The organism is Rhodocyclus tenuis (assembly GCF_014197755.1).
GTDB lineage: Bacteria > Pseudomonadota > Gammaproteobacteria > Burkholderiales > Rhodocyclaceae > Rhodocyclus > Rhodocyclus tenuis.
Genome location: NZ_JACIGE010000016.1, coordinates 23,727 through 40,385 on the forward strand (window position 1 = coordinate 23,727; position 16,659 = coordinate 40,385).

Annotated in this window: 18 protein-coding genes; 5 read left to right on the top strand and 13 right to left on the bottom strand. The window is 65.4% G+C overall.

The window, feature by feature from the left end; all coding sequences use genetic code 11:
• The first annotated feature begins 3 nt into the window (after positions 1-3).
• The 5 genes from GGD90_RS16685 to GGD90_RS16705 are packed head-to-tail and all read left to right on the top strand — an operon-like array spanning position 4 to position 4,978.
• Entirely contained in the window at positions 4-1,329 is a 1,326-nt protein-coding gene (locus tag GGD90_RS16685; RefSeq protein ID WP_153117958.1) for a UDP-glucose dehydrogenase family protein, read from the top strand.
• Entirely contained in the window at positions 1,329-2,273 is a 945-nt protein-coding gene (gene rfaE1 / locus GGD90_RS16690) for a D-glycero-beta-D-manno-heptose-7-phosphate kinase (protein ID WP_153117956.1), read from the top strand. Before GGD90_RS16685 ends, rfaE1 begins: the two co-directional genes overlap by 1 nt.
• Positions 2,274-2,282: 9 nt before the next feature.
• A complete protein-coding gene (gene rfaD / locus GGD90_RS16695) occupies positions 2,283-3,278 on the top strand; it encodes an ADP-glyceromanno-heptose 6-epimerase (RefSeq protein WP_153117954.1) in 996 nt (331 codons plus the stop codon).
• Positions 3,271-4,170, top strand: a complete 900-nt coding sequence (gene cysM / locus GGD90_RS16700; RefSeq protein WP_153117952.1) for a cysteine synthase CysM — start codon at positions 3,271-3,273, stop codon at positions 4,168-4,170. Before rfaD ends, cysM begins: the two co-directional genes overlap by 8 nt.
• A 13-nt stretch (positions 4,171-4,183) precedes the next feature.
• Entirely contained in the window at positions 4,184-4,978 is a 795-nt protein-coding gene (locus GGD90_RS16705; protein ID WP_153117950.1) for a 3'-5' exonuclease, read from the top strand.
• A 116-nt stretch (positions 4,979-5,094) separates the two neighbouring features.
• On the opposite strand, the gene GGD90_RS16710 is transcribed toward GGD90_RS16705, so the two are convergent.
• From GGD90_RS16710 to GGD90_RS16770, 13 genes are all read right to left on the bottom strand, one after another.
• The gene (locus GGD90_RS16710; protein ID WP_153117949.1) at positions 5,095-5,994 is read right to left on the bottom strand and encodes a hypothetical protein; all 900 of its coding nucleotides are present in this window, start codon (positions 5,992-5,994) and stop codon (positions 5,095-5,097) included.
• Positions 5,995-6,004: 10 nt separating this feature from the next.
• Positions 6,005-6,577 (bottom strand): LemA family protein, encoded by a 573-nt coding sequence (locus GGD90_RS16715; RefSeq protein WP_153117946.1) that lies wholly within the window; start codon positions 6,575-6,577, stop codon positions 6,005-6,007.
• 193 nt (positions 6,578-6,770) lie between these two features.
• On the bottom strand, positions 6,771-7,691 hold the full coding sequence (locus GGD90_RS16720; protein ID WP_153117944.1) for an HDOD domain-containing protein: 921 nt from the start codon (positions 7,689-7,691) through the stop codon (positions 6,771-6,773).
• 160 nt (positions 7,692-7,851) lie between these two features.
• Positions 7,852-8,274, bottom strand: coding sequence for a DUF1841 family protein (locus GGD90_RS16725; protein WP_153117942.1), 423 nt, complete (start codon positions 8,272-8,274; stop codon positions 7,852-7,854).
• Positions 8,255-9,421: an FIST C-terminal domain-containing protein gene (locus GGD90_RS16730; protein WP_153117940.1), complete on the bottom strand. Its 1,167-nt coding sequence runs from the start codon at positions 9,419-9,421 to the stop codon at positions 8,255-8,257. The genes GGD90_RS16725 and GGD90_RS16730 overlap by 20 nt, the downstream gene beginning before the upstream one ends.
• Positions 9,418-10,074, bottom strand: coding sequence for an endonuclease III (nth, locus tag GGD90_RS16735; RefSeq protein ID WP_153117938.1), 657 nt, complete (start codon positions 10,072-10,074; stop codon positions 9,418-9,420). Before nth ends, GGD90_RS16730 begins: the two co-directional genes overlap by 4 nt.
• Complete coding sequence (locus tag GGD90_RS16740; RefSeq protein ID WP_153117936.1) at positions 10,071-10,793, bottom strand: electron transport complex subunit E; 723 nt, start codon at positions 10,791-10,793, stop codon at positions 10,071-10,073. The genes nth and GGD90_RS16740 overlap by 4 nt, the downstream gene beginning before the upstream one ends.
• Positions 10,794-10,845: 52 nt before the next feature.
• A complete protein-coding gene (gene rsxG, locus GGD90_RS16745; protein ID WP_153117933.1) occupies positions 10,846-11,496 on the bottom strand; it encodes an electron transport complex subunit RsxG in 651 nt (216 codons plus the stop codon).
• The gene (locus GGD90_RS16750; RefSeq protein WP_407690642.1) at positions 11,493-12,521 is read right to left on the bottom strand and encodes an RnfABCDGE type electron transport complex subunit D; all 1,029 of its coding nucleotides are present in this window, start codon (positions 12,519-12,521) and stop codon (positions 11,493-11,495) included. Before GGD90_RS16750 ends, rsxG begins: the two co-directional genes overlap by 4 nt.
• Complete coding sequence (gene rsxC / locus GGD90_RS16755; RefSeq protein ID WP_153117932.1) at positions 12,518-14,320, bottom strand: electron transport complex subunit RsxC; 1,803 nt, start codon at positions 14,318-14,320, stop codon at positions 12,518-12,520. Before rsxC ends, GGD90_RS16750 begins: the two co-directional genes overlap by 4 nt.
• A complete protein-coding gene (gene rsxB, locus GGD90_RS16760) occupies positions 14,317-14,859 on the bottom strand; it encodes an electron transport complex subunit RsxB (RefSeq protein ID WP_153117930.1) in 543 nt (180 codons plus the stop codon). The genes rsxC and rsxB overlap by 4 nt, the downstream gene beginning before the upstream one ends.
• On the bottom strand, positions 14,859-15,443 hold the full coding sequence (gene rsxA, locus GGD90_RS16765) for an electron transport complex subunit RsxA (protein ID WP_153117928.1): 585 nt from the start codon (positions 15,441-15,443) through the stop codon (positions 14,859-14,861). The genes rsxB and rsxA overlap by 1 nt, the downstream gene beginning before the upstream one ends.
• Positions 15,444-15,573: 130 nt before the next feature.
• Positions 15,574-16,620, bottom strand: coding sequence for a quinone-dependent dihydroorotate dehydrogenase (locus GGD90_RS16770; RefSeq protein WP_153117926.1), 1,047 nt, complete (start codon positions 16,618-16,620; stop codon positions 15,574-15,576).
• Between the last annotated feature and the right edge of the window lie 39 nt (positions 16,621-16,659).

A 16,659-nucleotide genomic window follows, 5' to 3' on the forward strand; every position in this document is an offset into this window, starting at 1 on the left:
ATCTTGAAAGTCACCGTAGTTGGCACCGGCTATGTTGGTCTGGTGAGCGGCGCCTGCCTCGCTGAAGTTGGCAACGATGTCCTCTGTCTCGACGTCGATCCGGCAAAAATCCGCATCCTCAAGGAAGGCGGCATTCCGATTTTCGAGCCGGGGCTGCTCGAAATGGTCCGCCGCAACGTCGCGGCGGGGCGCCTGCGCTTCACCACCGACGTAGCCGAATCCGTGGCGCATGGCACGATCCAGTTCATCGCCGTCGGCACGCCGCCGGACGAGGATGGTTCCGCCGATCTGCAGTACGTGACTGCCGCCGCGCGCGCGATCGGCCGGCACATGGACGAATACAAGGTCATCGTCGACAAGTCGACGGTGCCGGTCGGTACCGCCGACAAGGTGCGGGCGGCGGTTGTCGACGAACTGGCCAAGCGCGGCCTGCGCGGCGATTTCTCGGTCGTTTCCAATCCTGAGTTCCTCAAGGAAGGTGCTGCCGTTGATGACTTCATGCGCCCCGACCGCATCGTCGTCGGCGCTGACGAAGCGCGCGCGATCGAACTGATGCGCGCCTTGTACGCGCCGTTCCAGCGCAACCACGAACGCCTGATCATCATGGACGTGCGCTCGGCCGAACTGACCAAGTACGCGGCCAACGCCATGCTGGCGACGCGTATCAGCTTCATGAACGAGCTCGCCAACCTCGCCGAAAAGCTCGGTGCCGATATCGAAATGGTGCGCCAGGGAATCGGCTCCGACCCGCGCATCGGCTACCACTTTCTCTATCCCGGCTGCGGCTACGGTGGCTCCTGCTTCCCCAAGGATGTGCAGGCGCTGCAGCGCACGGCGCGTCTCGACGCAGGCATCGAACTGAAAGTGCTGAACGCCGTCGAGGAAGCCAACGACGAGCAGAAGCGCGTGTTGACGCGAAAGGTCAAGGCACGTTTCGGCGACGACCTCTCCGGTCGGCGTTTCGCGATCTGGGGGCTGGCGTTCAAGCCGAACACCGACGACATGCGCGAGGCGCCGAGCCGCCAGCTGATCGCCGACCTGTTCGCTGCCGGTGCCGTGGTTTCCGCCTACGATCCGGTCGCCATGCACGAAGCGCAGCGCATCTTCGCCGGTGAAACGCGCCTGAACTTCACGGAAAGCCCGCTCGATGCGCTCGACGGTGCCGACGCGCTGATCATCGTCACCGAGTGGAAGGAATTCCGCAGCCCGGATTTCGCGGTGGTCAAGGAGCGCCTGAAGCAGGCGCTGATCTTCGACGGCCGTAATCTCTACGAACCGAAACTGCCGCGCAGTTTCGGCATCGAGTATCACGCGATCGGACGTCTCTGATGCAGTTGCCTGATTTTTCCGCCGCGCGACTGCTCGTCGTCGGCGATGTGATGCTCGATCGTTACTGGTTTGGCGAGGTTTCACGAATTTCGCCGGAAGCGCCGGTGCCGGTGGTCAAGGTGGAGCGCAGCGAAGAACGTCCCGGTGGTGCCGCCAACGTTGCCCGCAACGCGGCGGCACTTGGCGCGCGCGTCGGACTGCTGTCGGTCGTCGGCGACGACGAGCCCGGACAGACGCTTGGCCGCATGATGCGCGAGGGCGGCATCGACGCCGGCCTGCACATCGATCGCGAGATCAGCACCACGGTCAAGCTGCGCGTCATCGGGCGCCAGCAGCAACTGCTGCGCATCGATTTCGAGACGGCGCCGTCGCACGAGACGCTGCGCGCCAAGCTTGCCGAATACACGCGGCGCCTGCCCGACTGCGACGTCGTTGCGCTCTCCGACTACGGCAAAGGCGGTCTGGTCCATATCGAGGAAATGATCCGTCTGGCGCGCGCCGCCGGCAAGAAGGTGCTGGTCGACCCGAAGGGCGACGACTATTCGCGCTACGCCGGGGCAACGCTGATCACGCCGAATCGCGGCGAGTTGCGCGAAGTCGTCGGACGCTGGAAGGACGAGGACGATCTGCGTCGGCGTGCCGAGGCACTGCGCGCCGAACTTGGCCTCGAAGCGCTGCTGGTGACGCGCAGTGAAGAGGGGATGACGCTGTTCCATGCCGGTGGGGTGATCCACCAGGGGGCGGTGGCGCGCGAGGTTTATGATGTTTCAGGTGCCGGCGACACCGTCGTGGCAACGCTGTCGGTGATGCTGGCACAGGGCGCCGGCTGGGCCGAAGCGATTCACGCCGCCAACGTGGCTGCCGGTGTGGTTGTCGGCAAGCTGGGCACTGCCACCGTGTCGCGCGCCGAACTGGCTGGCGCACTCGAAGCTGCACCGATTTAAGGAATTTGCATGTACACCATCGTTACCGGCGCCGCCGGCTTCATCGGCTCGAATATCGTTCGCGCGCTCAACAAGCGTGGCGAGAAGAACATCATCGCCGTCGATAACCTGACGCGCGCCGACAAGTTCAAGAATCTGGTCGATTGCGAAATCGCCGACTACATCGACAAGCAGGAATTCATCGAGCGCCTGCTCGCCGGCGATTTTGACGGCGACGTCGAGGCCATCCTGCACGAAGGCGCCTGCTCCGATACGATGGAGAGCGACGGCCGCTACATGATGGAAAACAACTACCGCTACTCGGTGCAGCTGCTCGACTGGTGCCTCGATCAGGAAGTGCAGTTGCTCTACGCGTCGAGCGCGGCAACCTACGGCGGTGGCGGCGTTTTCCGCGAGGATCGCGCCTGCGAGTCGCCGCTCAACGTCTATGGCTATTCGAAGTTCCTGTTCGACCAGATCGTTCGCCGGCGTTTGCCGGACGCTTCCTCGCAGGTGGTCGGCTTCCGCTACTTCAACGTCTACGGGCCGGGCGAAACGCACAAGGGGCGCATGGCCTCGGTGGCTTTCCACCATTTCAACCAGTTCCGTAGCGAGGGTCGCGTGCGCCTGTTCGAGGGCTGCGACGGTTACGCCAATGGCGCGCAGCAGCGAGACTTCATTCACGTCGACGACGTCGTCGCGGTCAATCTGTGGTTCCTCGACCATCCGCGCAAGTCGGGAATCTTCAACCTCGGCACCGGCCGGGCGCAGAGCTTCAACGACGTCGCCGTCGCCGGCGTCAATGCGCAGCGCGCGCGTGCCGGCGAAGCGGCTTTGCCGCTGGCTGATCTGGTCGGGCACGGACTGATCGAGTACATCGCCTTCCCCGACGCGCTCAAGGGCAAGTACCAGAGCTTCACGCAGGCCGACCAGACGCGTTTGCGCGAGGCCGGTTACGACGCGCCTTTCATGACGGTCGAGGAGGGCGTCGGCAAGTACGTCGAATGGCTGCATGAGCATGTATAAGACACTCGCCGAATACGTCGGCGGCACACCGCTGGTCCGTCTGCAACGCTTGCCCGGAGCGCTGGCTGCGGCGCGCGGCAACGTGCTGCTGGCCAAGCTCGAAGGCGACAACCCGGCCGGCTCGGTAAAGGACCGGCCGGCGCTGTCGATGATCATGCGCGCCGAAGCGCGCGGCGACATCCGCCCCGGCGACACGCTGATCGAGGCGACTTCGGGTAACACCGGCATCGCGCTGGCGATGGCGGCGGCCATTCGCGGTTACCGCATGGTGCTGGTGATGCCGGAAAACCAGAGCGTCGAGCGCCGGCAGACGATGCGCGCCTATGGCGCCGAACTGGTGCTGACGCCGCGTGATGGCGGCATGGAACTGGCTCGCGACGTAGCGCAGCGGCTGCGCGAGGAGCGGCACGGCGTGATCCTCGACCAGTTTGCCAACCCGGACAATCCGCTCGCGCACTACGAAGGTACGGGCCCCGAGATCTGGCAGCAGAGCGAAGGCCGCGTCACGCATTTCGTCAGCAGCATGGGAACGACGGGAACGATCATGGGCGTTTCCCGCTATCTCAAGGAACAGAATCCCGCCGTCTGCATCGTCGGCTGCCAGCCCGAAGACGGTTCGCAGATTCCTGGCATCCGCAAATGGCCGGAGGCTTATTTGCCGAAGATTTTCGAGCGTTCGCGGATCGACCGGATCGAGTCGGTGAGTCAGGCCGATGCCGAAGAAACAACGCGGCGTCTGGCGCGCGAGGAAGGCATCTTCGCCGGCGTCTCGTCGGGCGGCGCGCTGGCGGTGGCGCTGCGACTCGCTGCCGAGCTGGAAAACGCGACCATCGTCAGCATCATCTGCGACCGCGGTGACCGCTACCTGTCGACCGGTGTATTCCCTGCCTGAGCCGTTTGTTGCCATGAAGCCAGTTCTCGTCTTCGACATCGAAACAATTCCCGACGTCGCCGGTCTGCGGCGGCTGCACGGGCTCGATGCAACGCTCTCGGATATCGAGGTCGCCGAACTCGCCTTCCAGCAGCGCCGCGTGCAGAACGGTACCGATTTTCTGCCCTTGCATCTGCAGCGCATCGTCGTCATCTCCTGCGTGCTACGCGCCGGACGCGATTTCCGCGTCTGGTCGCTGGCCGAGCCCGAGCAGGGCGAAGGCGAGATCATCCAGCGCTTTTTCGACGGGATCGAGAAGTTCACGCCGCAGATCGTTTCCTGGAACGGCGGCGGCTTCGATCTGCCGGTACTGCACTACCGCGGGCTGATTCACGGCGTCGCCGCGCAGCGTTACTGGGATCTCGGCGACGGCGATTACGCCGACAGCCGCGACTTCAAGTACAACAATTACATCAGCCGCTACCACACGCGCCATCTCGATCTGATGGACCTGCTGGCGATGTACCAGCCGCGCGCCAGCGCACCGCTCGACGATCTGGCCAAGCTGATCGGTTTCCCCGGCAAGCTCGGCATGGACGGCAGCAAGGTGTGGGAAGCGTGGTGCGAAGGGCGTAGTGCCGAAATCCGCGACTACTGCGAAACCGACGTTGTCAATACCTATCTCGTGTCGACGCGCTTCCGTCTGATGCGCGGCGAACTGTCGCGCGCGGAATACGATGCCGAAGTGGCTTTCGTGCGCAGCGAACTGGCGCGTCTCGACAAGGCGCACTGGCGTGAGTATCTATCCGCCTGGGGCGATGCAGACTAGGGCAGCATAAGTCGAAGGCTCGCCTTCAGTTGCTGGCGCCAGCCCGACGTCGCTGCAGCATTCCTTTCCCAGGTTGCGGGGATTTCAGGCAGCCGCTTGGCCGTTGGCGCGGGGACTCAGAACTCTCGCTGCCAGACCCACGGCAAAGCCGCAAGCGCGGCGAAAAAGACCAGAAGATGGAAGATCGCCCAGTACAGGTAGCGCCGGGCGATGCCTTTCGGATCAAGGTTGGCAACCAGATGAAGCTTTCCGTCCGCCGGTCGGCCGAGCAGGTGGATGTCGGCCGCCGCACGCAGTTCGACTTGGCGCCTGGACACCTCTCGCCGCGCCGCCTGACGCGCCAGTTTCCACTCCTGCATGCTCAGTTCGCCGTCGCCGTCCAGATCAAAGCGGCTGACCAGGGTCTTCTGATCCTCTTTCCAATCGGCGAGAAGCGCGCGCGTATCGTTGGCGGCATCGAGTTCAAGGGCAGCGCCGCCGATCGTCCGGAATTCGCCGATGGCGTAGATCGGGTCGCCGATCTGCAAGGTCCATTCGCTGTGACGCCGACTGCCGATCGTCCGCACTTCCTTGTGCCGCGACATGATTTCGGCGCGCTCAGGGTCGATGACGCATTCGCCGCTGTCATCATCAAGAAGGAAGGACGATTTGCTTTCGCCGCGTTCGACCGTGCGCCATTTGCCGTCGTGGTCCTTCGTTTCAATCTGGAAGCGGTACCAGAGACAGGGAAATCCCGTCAGCGGCGAAAACAGCGGTGTCCCATCAAGCGCCTTGCCCCTGCCGCCCAGTTCGACATAGCCTTGCGCCGCGGAGGCGATGCGTGAAGTCGGCGTATCAGTGATCGTCCGTCGGCGACGTACTGCCGACAGCCACGCGAACAGGCTCAGCAAGGCCAGCAGGGCAAGGCAGATCAGCCAGCCCTCGCGCGACTCGATCTCGATGCCGAAGACGAGGATGACGAGTTGCGCGCCGGAGGTGACGAACTGGCCGTACTCGCGCTGCCAGCGGACCATCATCGCCCGGGGTCTAACTGAACAGTTGTTTCAGATCGACGTCGGCTTTTTCGGCGGTGGAAAACTCGAGCAGAGGCTTGGCTTCGAAGCTGAAGGCGCGCGCCACGATGGCGTCGGGAAACTGTTCAACGCGCACGTTGTTGATGTTGACCGCTTCGTTGTACAGCTCGCGGCGGTCGGCGATGGCGTTTTCCAGACCGGTGATGCGCTGCTGCAACTGCATGAAGTTGTCGTTCGTCTTCAGCTCGGGGTAGGCCTCGGCGACGGCGAACAGCTGGCCAAGACCGCTGCGCAGCGAATTCTCGGCACGGCCCAGCGCGCCGACATCCTGCGCTTCACGCGCCGTCTGCACGCGCGAACGTGCTTCGATCACTGCCTGCAGTGTCTGCTGTTCGAACTGCCGGTACTGCCTGCAGGCTTCGACCAGCTTCGGCAGCTCGTCATGGCGCTGCTTGAGCAGCACGTCGATGTTGGCCCAGGCCTTGGCGACGTTGTGCTTGAGACCGACGAGGCCGTTGTAGATGAGCACTGCGTAGAGCGCGACAACTGCTAAGGCGCCCAGGAAAAGCAGCGTGCCGATGGCCATGTCATCCTCCCTGATGAATGTCTTTTTGCCAGTGCACTGATGATAACCGAAGGCGCCGGCTGCAGTTGTCCGGCATGAACGGCGTCAGGCTCGCGCAGCTGCGTCGCGCGAGATGCGCCTATCTGCGTATTTCGGAGAAAGGCTTATGGTCATGGCGTAACGCCACGACCCGCGGCAGCTGCGGGACAGGCGCCTATTTGTCCGCGATCGGCGAAGTGCCCGCGGAGTGTGCCGGAGTTGCGTCGGGCGTGCCGGAGAGCATGCTTTCTTCGCTGCTGGCGAGCAGTGCGATCTCTTCGGGCGGCAGCCGCAGGCGGTTCAGCAGTGTTTCCTTGCTGATGTGCAGCAGTTTCTCGATCGCCGTGAAGTCGTCGGGAAGCGCGGCATCGTCCCAGCCATTGGCCGAATGGCGTGCCAGATTGACGGCCAGCGCCACGTTCTGCACGCGCGGCAGATGGCTGTTGGCATCGTCCATCAGCGTCTTGAGTAGTTCCGGCAGATGCCATTCGCTGCACAGGGCCAACTGAACGTCGGACAGGCGCAGGTTGAGCACCATTTCCTGCGCCGTGGCGCTGCGCAGGGTGTGGTCGGTTTGCTGCAGCGAACGGATCTTCATCGCCAGTCGTGGCGCGAAGCACCATAGCAATACCTCGGCCAGATCGTGCAGCAGCGCTGCCAGCGCCACTTCCTCCATGTTCATGTCGTGCCGGGCGTAGGCCCAGTCGTGGGCATAGTGCGAGGCGCGCTGCGCTCGGCGGATGACCTGCAATACGCCGAGCAGGGCATGCGGCTCGTCGTGCAGCAGGCTCTCGATGGTCAGCGGGTTTTCGAACTTGCGGAAGAAGGGCTCGACGCCGAGCATCATCACGGCACTGCCGATGGTGGTGATGTCCGAGCGCAGGTAGCGCCCGCGATAGGGCTGGATGTAGGCGAGTACACGTACCGCCATCAGCGGATCCTGCAGGACGATGGCGGCGATGTCGCGACCGTTAACATCGTCAATCCTCTCCCTGGCCTGTTCGAGGCGGCGGGCAGTCTGGCGCAGAATCGGCATTTCCGCGCCGCTGTAGAACAGGACCCAGGATTCGATATCCTTCAAGGCTTGTTCGATCATTGCCGGCCTCTTAAATGACTGCCTTAGATAAGTTCGCTAATAGTTTGATTTCAGGTGGGACGATTAGTTCGCTGCTCATCTTACCCGTAGCCGATGGGCGCTCGCAAGCTGCTCCCGGGCCGGCATCATGCTTCGCGCTCAAGGCTGCAAATCCTTGTGCTCAGCCGCGCGCACAGCGCCGGATAGCGTCGAGGTAGCGTTCGCCATCGGGCGCTGTTCCATCCTGTCCGGCTTGCCAGACGATCTCGGCGAGGCAGTCCATCAGCCGATGTTCGGCGGTGTGCGGGTCAAGTCGGGCGCATAGCGTGGCGCGTGCCGCACGGATGCCTGGCGGCTGGTCGATCGACAGTTGCTCGGCGATCGCCAGATGCAGCGAGAGATGCAGGAACGGGGCGGCACCATCGGCAGTCGTCCCTGCCGCCAGCGCCAGCTCGGGACTGTCGAGCAGTGCGTGATATTCGGGGTGAATGTCGATCACCGCCGCAGCGAGGGCCTCGGCGGCTTCCAGAGGCAAGCGCTCGCGCTGTTTGCGCCGGGCGGCACAGAAGAAATGTCTTACCTGTTCACGCGTGGGATTGAACATCAGTCGAACCCTTCGTTCGGGAGAGCGTGGCGGTGACGACGCAGTTGTGCAAGGAGCGGTTGTCGCCGTCGCAACCGGGGGCGAGCTGACCGGTGCCGTAAACACCGAGCAGCGGCATTCCGGGAAAACGCTTGACCAGCAGCGCGCGATCCTCGTCGTCACCGCCGTAGAAGTAAGGGCCGCGGCCGATGCAGGAGAAGGCCAGCGCAGCCAGCGGTTCGCTGGCTGCCGCAGCGAGTCGCGCCAGGGTGCGCCGCATGTCGGCAATGCCGGTATCTGGCTCGCGCATCGCCCAGGCAATACGCTGGCCGGGGTGAGCGCGTTCGGCCAGCGTCAGCGAGTCATCGGCATTGACGGCAACGATCGGCACTGGTCGGAAGCGTCCTTCAGCGAGCGCGGCCTGCGTATCGCCACCAGCGCTGTCGTCAATGAGCACGGCGCACAGGTGATGCAGCGGTAGCGGCAAGTGTTCAGGGCTGCTGGACGCGTACCAGGCGCTCTGCAGGGCGTCGGGCAAGGCCCGCAGCAAGCTGAGCAGCGCGCTGCGGCCGCCGATTTCTTCGATGTCGTAGGCGCAGACCAGATCGATGATTTGCGCCGGTGCCAGTAGACGCAGCCCGGAAGAAACACCGAGATCGACGCGTGCGCCGGAAAAAGCGAGGCTGCAGCGCCGGCTTGCGCAGATCCGGCTGCCCTGCCAGACGACGGGCTCGAAACCACCACCAGCGCCGCAGAAACTGCCGCCGAAGCGTGCCGGGTGTTCCTTCCAGTCGGCAACGAATGCGCTGGCGGTGTAGGAAAGAAGACTTCTCGTGCTGTTGTCAGCCGCAGTGTTTTCGCTATCGTCCGCCGCGCTCAGGGCGATACCGCCACCGAAGACCATGGCCGCCGCTGCCGGTCGGTCGAGTACCCAGCCTTCTTCGGTAAAAACACCGGCAGCGATGCCGCCACCGACTTGCAGCGACGACGCGGCGCGGGCAGCGGCGGTCACGGCAAGTTGCGCATGGCGCGCGAAATCGGGGGTGAGGAAGAGCAGCACGCTCTCGGCGCTGGCCAGCCCGGCTTTGTCCAGTGCCGCACGCACGGCCGCTTCGGCCAACTGCGGCGAGGCTTCGTCGCCGCTGATCAGTGCCGTGGCAATACTCACGAGGCTTCGCTCCCGCCGGGCGGCGCTGTCTTGCCGCGGTAGCTACAGAGATCGGCGACCGGACAGCGCCAGCACTCTGGCCGGCGCGCCTTGCAGATGTAACGCCCGTGCAGGATCAGCCAGTGGTGCGCGTGCTCACGGAATTCTGCAGGAACACAGCGCAGCAGTTTCTCTTCGACGGCCAGCGGCGTTTTGCCCGGGGCGAGGCCGGTGCGGTTGCCGACACGGAAGATGTGCGTGTCGACGGCGATGGTCGGTTCGCCGAAAACGACGTTGAGGACGACGTTGGCGGTCTTGCGGCCGACGCCGGGCAGCGCTTCGAGCGCCTCGCGCGTCGCCGGCACCTCGCCGCCGTGGCGTTCGAGCAGCAGGCAGCAGGTGGCGACGACGTTCTTCGCCTTGCTGCGGTAGAGGCCGATGCGGTTGATGTAGTCCATCAGGCGCTCCTCGCCGAGCGCGGCCATCGCCGCCGCGTCGGGCGCGTCGGCAAAGAGCCGGCGCGTGGCGAGGTTCACGCTGCGGTCGGTCGCCTGCGCCGAGAGGATGACGGCGATCAGCAGCTGGAAGGGCGTGGCGTAGGCGAGCTCGGTTTTCGGCGCCGGGTTGGCGGCGCGCAGGCGGGCGAAGAATTCGCTGCGCCCGGCGGCGTTCATGCGGCCGGGCCGGCGTCGGCAGCGCGTTCGGCCGCGGTGTTCCCGGACAGCGGCGGCGCGGCGGGTGGCGCCTGACGGCGGCGTTCGGCGGCGCGCGCTTCGACCCAGTTCTTCCACGCGATCAGGCAGCCGAGCAGGATGAAGGCGCCCGGCGGCAGCGCGGCGAGCAGGAAGCCCGGATAGTCGGCCGGCAGCAACTGCAGCGCTTCAAGACCCGGGATCACCATGTCGATGCCGGAAAAGAGCGTGCCGCCAGCGATGAATTCACGCAGGCCACCGAGCAGGGCGAGCGTCCATAGCATGCCGACGCCCATGAACACACCGTCGAGCGCCGACTGCAGTGGCGGATTCTTGGCGGCGAAGGCTTCGACGCGCGCCAGCACGATGCAGTTGGTGACGATCAGCGGGATGAAAATGCCGAGTACCAGATACAGCTCGTGCAGGTTGGCGTTGAACAGCAGGTCGACGATCGTCACCAGTGCGGCGACGATGAGGATGAACACCGGGATGCGGATCTCGTGTGGAATGAAGTTGCGCAGGCTGGCGATGACGCCGCCGGAAATGGCCATGACCAGGATCGTCGCCAGCGACAGCATGACGCCGTTGACCAGATTGGTGGTCACCGCCAGCAGCGGGCACAGGCCGAGAATCTGCACCAGGCTGGTGTTCTGCTTCCAGATGCCGTTGCCGGCGATCTGGCCGAATTCGCCCTGTTTCATGCTGCGCATCCTCCTGTCAGCGGCGCTGACGACGCGTCGGTGCCGGCGCGCGTCACTGGAACACCTGCTCGCGGTTTTCCGCCACCCAGCGCGCCGCCTTGCCGACGGCCTTGACCACCGCGCGCGGCGTTACCGTCGCCCCGGCGTTGGCGTCGAAGCGGCCGCCGTCCTTCTTGACCCGCCACTCGCGCTCGCTGAACGTCGTCGGCGACAGGCCGTTGAACTGGGTGATCCACGGCCGCGCCTTGTTCTTGTCCTTCTTCGGCTCGATGTAGTCGCCGAGCCCCGGCGTTTCGCGGTGCTGGGTGACGCGCACGCCGTAGATGCTGCCGTCGACGCCGACCGCCAGCAGGAGGCGGATCTTGCCCGAATAACCGTCGGGCGCGACGGCCTCGACCACCGCCGCCGTGGCCGCGCCGCCGCGGCGCGCTCGGTAGATCGTCGACGGCTCGTCGAGACCGAGCGCGGCCGCCGCCGGCACTTGCAGGGCATCCTTGAGCAGGTCGTTGTCGTAGGCGTCCTTGGGCAGCACCTCGTCGATCAACCTCATCTTCTCGGCCAGCGCCGTCGCCTCGAGCGCAGGTTTGGTGGCGAGATACGAGGCCGAGAGCAGGCCGGTGAAGATGGCGACGAAGACGATCAGGATCACCGCGGTGCGCGCGGCCATCAGCGGTGCGCTCGTTGGCTTGGGCGTATCGCTCATTTCGCCCCCTTCAAGCCGAAGATCGCCGGTTGCGAATAGCGGTCGATCAGCGGCGCGCAGATGTTGAGCAACAGCACGGCGAAGGCGACGCCGTCAGGATAACCGCCGAAAACGCGAATCAGATAGGCGAGGATGCCGGCGGCAAAGCCGAAGATCAGCTGGCCGCGCGGCGTCGTGCAGCCGCTCACCGGGTCGGTGACGATGAAGAAGGCGCACAGCAGCGAACCGCCGGAAAACACATGGAACAGCGGGCTGGCGTAAGCGTCAGGCTGCCACAGCCAGAGGCCGCCGGAAATCGCGATCAGGCCGATGAGGAAGGCCGCCGGCGCTTGCCAGCGGATGATGCCGCGCCACCACAGCCAGAGGCCGCCGAGCAGATAGCCGGCAGTGATCCATTCCCAGCCACGACCGGCGAAATGGCCGAAAACCTCGGCGTTGGCCAGCAGCGACGGCACGCTGGCGTTGCCCTCGTTGAGCTTGAGCGCGGTCTTCAGTGCGTCGAGCGGCGTCGCGCCGTTCATCGCGTCGACGCGCGGTAGCAGACCGAACACCGCCTGCAACTGCACGCCGAAGCCGGCCTTCAGGTCGACCGGCGGCCATGTCGACATCAGCGCCGGGAAAGCGACGATGCACGCGGCGAAGGCGATCATCGCCGGATTGAACGGGTTCTGGCCGAGTCCGCCATAAAGCTGCTTGGCGATGACGATGGCGAACAGTGCGCCGACCGCGGTCAGCCACCACGGCGCCAGCGGCGGGAAGGCGAGCACGACCAGCCAGGCGGTGACCAGCGCGCTGCCGTCGCCGAGGAAGAGGCCGAGCGGCTTGCCGCGCGCCTTGAGCATCAGCGCTTCGCCGGCCAGCGCGAAGACGCTGGCGATCGCCAGCTGGACGAGGATGATCGCGCCGAACACCCAGGCGTAAGCGGCGATGCCCGGCAGCAGGCCGGCCAGCACCATGAGCATGATGCGGCGGACGCTGTTGTTGCCGAGCTGGTAGGGCGAAGTGGCGGGGGCCATGGGCATCATGAACGGGACTCCGGAGCAGCGTCGGCCGGCGTGGTTTCAGCGACGCTGGCGGCAGTGCTCACGGGCGCAGCAGCGGTTTCGTGAGCGCCAGTCGCGGCTGCCGGGGCGGCGGCCGGGTCAATGGCTGGGTTGGTGGCCGGGGGCGTTGCAGCGCTGGCCGCAGCGCCTTCTGCCGCCTTGGCGGCCACCACCTCGCGTTGCAGACGGGCGCGCTCGACGGCGGCGGCGATGGTCGCACGACGGGCGGCATCGGCGTCAGTGCTTGTCGGCGTGCCGGCAGTCGCGGCAGGCGCTGCCGCGGTCGACGGCGTCGAAGCTGGCGCAGGTGTTGCGGCAGCCGGTTTTGCCGGCGCTGCCGCGGCCTCGGCCGCCTTGGCCGCGGCGGCACGCGCCAGACGCTCGGCTTTTTCGGCCTTTTCGCGTTCGTCGCGCGCGTTGCGGAACTCGAAGCGCGCCTTGGCCGCTTCCGATGCTTTCTTGTCGCGTTCGCGCGACCAGATTTCGCCCTTGGCGAAGCGGAAGTACTGCACCAGCGGAATGTGCGAGGGGCAGACGAAGCTGCAGCAGCCGCACTCGATGCAGTCGAACAGATGGTACTGCTGCGCCTTACCGAAATCGTTGGCACGTGCGTGCCAGTACAGCTCGAAAGGCTGCAGTTCATGCGGGCAGGCGCGCGCGCAGGAGCCGCAGCGGATGCACGGCATTTCCGGTGGTACCGGCGGGAACAGCGCCGGCGAGCTGGCAATGATGCAGTTCGAGGTCTTGATCAGCGGTGCTTCGACACTGGGCAGGGTGATGCCCATCATCGGCCCGCCCATCAGGTAGCGGTCGGTATCAGCCTTCGGCCGGCCGAGCTTGATGAACTCCTCGATCGGCGTGCCGACCAGCGTTTCCCAGTTGCCGGTCTGCTCGACGTTGCCGGTGAGCGTGACGACGCGCGAGATCATCGGCTCGCCGAAAGCGACGGCGCGATGCACGGCATACGCAGTGCCGACGTTGAAGCACTGCACGCCGAAATGGAAGCCGAGCTTGCCGAAGGGGATCTCGATACCGGTGAGCACGCGGATCAGCTGCTTCTCGCCACCGGCCGGGTAGCGCGTCGGCACGGCGATAACGCTGATGCTGGCGTCGGCCGCGTCGCTCGCCGCCTGCTGCATCGCGGCGACGGCTTCCGGCTTGTTGTCCTCGATGCCGACGAGCACGCGGCTGGCGCCGAGGACGTCGCGCAGCACCTGCGCGCCGGCGATGATGGCCGGCGCGCGCTCGCGCATCAGGCGGTCGTCGCAGGTGATCCACGGCTCGCATTCGGCGCCGTTGATGACCAGCGTCTCGATTCTCGCCACCCCCGGCGATAGCTTGACGTGGCTCGGGAAGCCGGCGCCGCCGAGGCCGACGATGCCGCTATTGCGCAGATGCTGGCGAATCTGGTCGGGCGTCGCCTGTGCGCGGTCGAGCGGCCGCAGTTCGCACCAGCGCTCTGCGCCATCGGTTTCGATGATGATGCGTGGCACCGGCAGCGCGGAAGGATGCGGATAGGGGCCGTCGTCGATGGCGCGTACGACACCCGAGGTCGGCGCATGGATCGCCGTTCCCATCATGCCGTCGGCGCTGGCGATGCGCTGGCCCTTGAGCACGCTGTCGCCGACGGCGACACAGGGCTGCGCCAGCGTGCGCGCCGACAGGCGCAGCGGGAGGTACAGGTGCATCGGCAGCGGCGCCGGACGGATTGCGGCCGAGGACGATTCGGTCTTGTGCGATGCCGGCTTGACGCCGCCGCGGAACTTGAACAGCTGGATCATGACACTTGCCGCAAGGTGATCACGGGTCGCTGCCATTTCCACGTGTCGATGTCGGGATTGAGGGTCTTCATGCTGATGCATTCGACCGGGCAGGGCTTCAGGCACAGCTCGCAGCCGGTGCACAGGCTGCCGACCACGGTATGCAACTGCTTGGCGGCGCCAACGATGGCATCGACCGGGCAGGCCTGGATGCACAGCGTGCAGCCGATGCAGCGCTGCTCGTCGATGCGCGCGGTCTGCTTGGGCTTTTCCTCGGCGTCGAGCGGCTTGGCCTCGCGGCCGAGCAATTCGGCGAGTTTCTGCACGCCGTCGGCGCCGCCCGGCGGGCAGCGGTTGATGTCCGCTTCGCCCTTGGCAATGGCTTCGGCGTAAGGGCGGCAGCCCGGATAGCCGCATTGTCCACACTGCGTTTGCGGCAGGATGGTCTCGATCTTCTCGACCAGCGGATCGCCCTCGACACGGAACTTGACGGCAGCAAAGCCGAGCGCTGCGCCGAGAATGACGGCGCCGAGCGCCATGATCAGGATTGCGGAAATCATTACTGGTACTTGTCGAGGCCGGCAAAGCCCATGAACGCGAGGCTCATCAGCCCGGCGGTGACCATGGCGATGGCGGTTCCCTTGAAATAGCGCGGTACGTCGGCTCCCTCGATGCGTTCGCGGATGCCGGCGAAGAGCACCAGCACCAGCGAGAAGCCGAGCGCGCTACCGGCGCCGAAGAGCAGCGAATCGACGAAATCGTGCTTGTTGGCGATGTTGAGCAGCGGCACGCCGAGCACCGCGCAGTTGGTGGTGATCAGCGGCAGGTAGATGCCGAGCACTTGGTGCAGCACCGGGCTGGTCTTCTGGATGACCATTTCGGTGAGCTGGACGATCGCCGCGATAGTGACGATGAACGATAGCGTGCGCAGATACTCCAGCCCGAACGGCAGCAGCAGGTAGTGATCGATGACGTAGCTGGCGCCAGTGGCGACGGTGAGCACGAAAGTCGTCGCCGCGCCCATGCCGAAGGCTGTTTCCAGCTTCTTCGACACGCCCATGAACGGGCACAGGCCGAGGATCTTCACCAGGACGACGTTGTTGACGAGAACGGCGCCGATGAGGATGAAAAGATAATGGGTCATGGTGGGGGCGGCTTCGGGGAGGCGCGATTATCCCCTAAGGGAAGCCCCGGTTCAACCACGCTGCCAGTAGATGTATATGATTTTCTGACTGATTTCCTGCTGGCCGCGATCTGCTGCCAATTTGCCGCGATCAATCGCCCTTTGCAGCATTCGCGGCAGCGATGGCGCGCGCCGCTTCGCCGATCAGTTGCGGGCCGCGATAGATGAAACCGGAATAGAACTGCACCAGGCTGGCGCCGGCGGCGATCTTTGCGGCGGCGTCGGCACCGTTCATGATGCCGCCGACACCGATGATCGGCACTTCGCCGGCGAGCGCCGTCGCCAGCTTGCCGATGACTGCGGTCGAGGCGGCGAGCAGCGGCGCGCCGGAAAGGCCACCGGCCTGCTCGGCATTGTTCAGCCCTTCGACGCCGGCGCGCGACAGCGTCGTATTGGTGGCGATGACGCCGTCCATGCGGTGCCGGCGCAGCAGGTCGGCGATGGCGGCGATCTGTGTGTCGTCGAGGTCGGGGGCGATCTTCAGCGCCATCGGCACGTAGCGGCCACGGCGCTGCGCGAGATCGGCCTGCGCCGCCTTCAGGCGGCCAAGCAGGTCGTCGAGTGCGTCGTCGCGCTGCAGGTCGCGCAGGTTCTTGGTGTTCGGGCTGGAGATGTTGACGGCGATATAGCTGGCCGCGTCGTACACCTTGTCGAGACAGATCAGGTAGTCGTCGGCGGCCTTGTCGATCGGCGTGTCGAAATTCTTGCCGATATTGATGCCGAGAATGCCGCCGCGCCTCGAAAACTGCGCCGCAGCAACATTGGCGAGCAGGGTGTCGACGCCTTCGTTGTTGAACCCCATGCGGTTGACGATCGCCTGGCGCTCGGGAATGCGGAACAGACGTGGCTTCGGATTACCCGGTTGCGGCCGCGGCGTCACCGTGCCGACTTCGATGAAGCCGAAGCCCAGTGCGGCGAGCGCGTCGATGTGGTCGCCGTTCTTGTCGAGCCCGGCGGCGAGGCCGACCCGATTGGGAAAGCGCAGGCCCATGACCTCGGCCGGGCAGCCGGGAACCTTGCCCGAGAGCAGGCAGGAAATCCCCGCCGAGTGCGCGAAATCGAGGCCGGACATGCCGATGCCGTGGGCAGTCTCGGCGTCGATCGAGAAAAAGAACTGACGAATGAGCGGATAGAGCATCGGCGGATTTTACCGTATCGCCGCCTGCAGCCGCCAAGG

Bases quoted from the DNA above. Each gene is read 5' to 3' on its own strand.
- rfaE1 (WP_153117956.1), top strand. From the start codon at position 1,329: ATGCAGTTGCCTGATTTTTCCGCCGCGCGACTGCTCGTCGTCGGCGAT.
- rfaD (WP_153117954.1), top strand. From the start codon at position 2,283: ATGTACACCATCGTTACCGGCGCCGCCGGCTTCATCGGCTCGAATATC.
- cysM (WP_153117952.1), top strand. From the start codon at position 3,271: ATGTATAAGACACTCGCCGAATACGTCGGCGGCACACCGCTGGTCCGT.
- GGD90_RS16705 (WP_153117950.1), top strand. From the start codon at position 4,184: ATGAAGCCAGTTCTCGTCTTCGACATCGAAACAATTCCCGACGTCGCC.
- GGD90_RS16710 (WP_153117949.1), bottom strand. From the start codon at position 5,994: ATGATGGTCCGCTGGCAGCGCGAGTACGGCCAGTTCGTCACCTCCGGC.
- GGD90_RS16715 (WP_153117946.1), bottom strand. From the start codon at position 6,577: ATGGCCATCGGCACGCTGCTTTTCCTGGGCGCCTTAGCAGTTGTCGCG.
- GGD90_RS16720 (WP_153117944.1), bottom strand. From the start codon at position 7,691: ATGATCGAACAAGCCTTGAAGGATATCGAATCCTGGGTCCTGTTCTAC.
- GGD90_RS16725 (WP_153117942.1), bottom strand. From the start codon at position 8,274: ATGTTCAATCCCACGCGTGAACAGGTAAGACATTTCTTCTGTGCCGCC.
- nth (WP_153117938.1), bottom strand. From the start codon at position 10,074: ATGAACGCCGCCGGGCGCAGCGAATTCTTCGCCCGCCTGCGCGCCGCC.
- GGD90_RS16740 (WP_153117936.1), bottom strand. From the start codon at position 10,793: ATGAAACAGGGCGAATTCGGCCAGATCGCCGGCAACGGCATCTGGAAG.
- rsxG (WP_153117933.1), bottom strand. From the start codon at position 11,496: ATGAGCGATACGCCCAAGCCAACGAGCGCACCGCTGATGGCCGCGCGC.
- GGD90_RS16750 (WP_407690642.1), bottom strand. From the start codon at position 12,521: ATGATGCCCATGGCCCCCGCCACTTCGCCCTACCAGCTCGGCAACAAC.
- rsxC (WP_153117932.1), bottom strand. From the start codon at position 14,320: ATGATCCAGCTGTTCAAGTTCCGCGGCGGCGTCAAGCCGGCATCGCAC.
- rsxB (WP_153117930.1), bottom strand. From the start codon at position 14,859: ATGATTTCCGCAATCCTGATCATGGCGCTCGGCGCCGTCATTCTCGGC.
- rsxA (WP_153117928.1), bottom strand. From the start codon at position 15,443: ATGACCCATTATCTTTTCATCCTCATCGGCGCCGTTCTCGTCAACAAC.
- GGD90_RS16770 (WP_153117926.1), bottom strand. From the start codon at position 16,620: ATGCTCTATCCGCTCATTCGTCAGTTCTTTTTCTCGATCGACGCCGAG.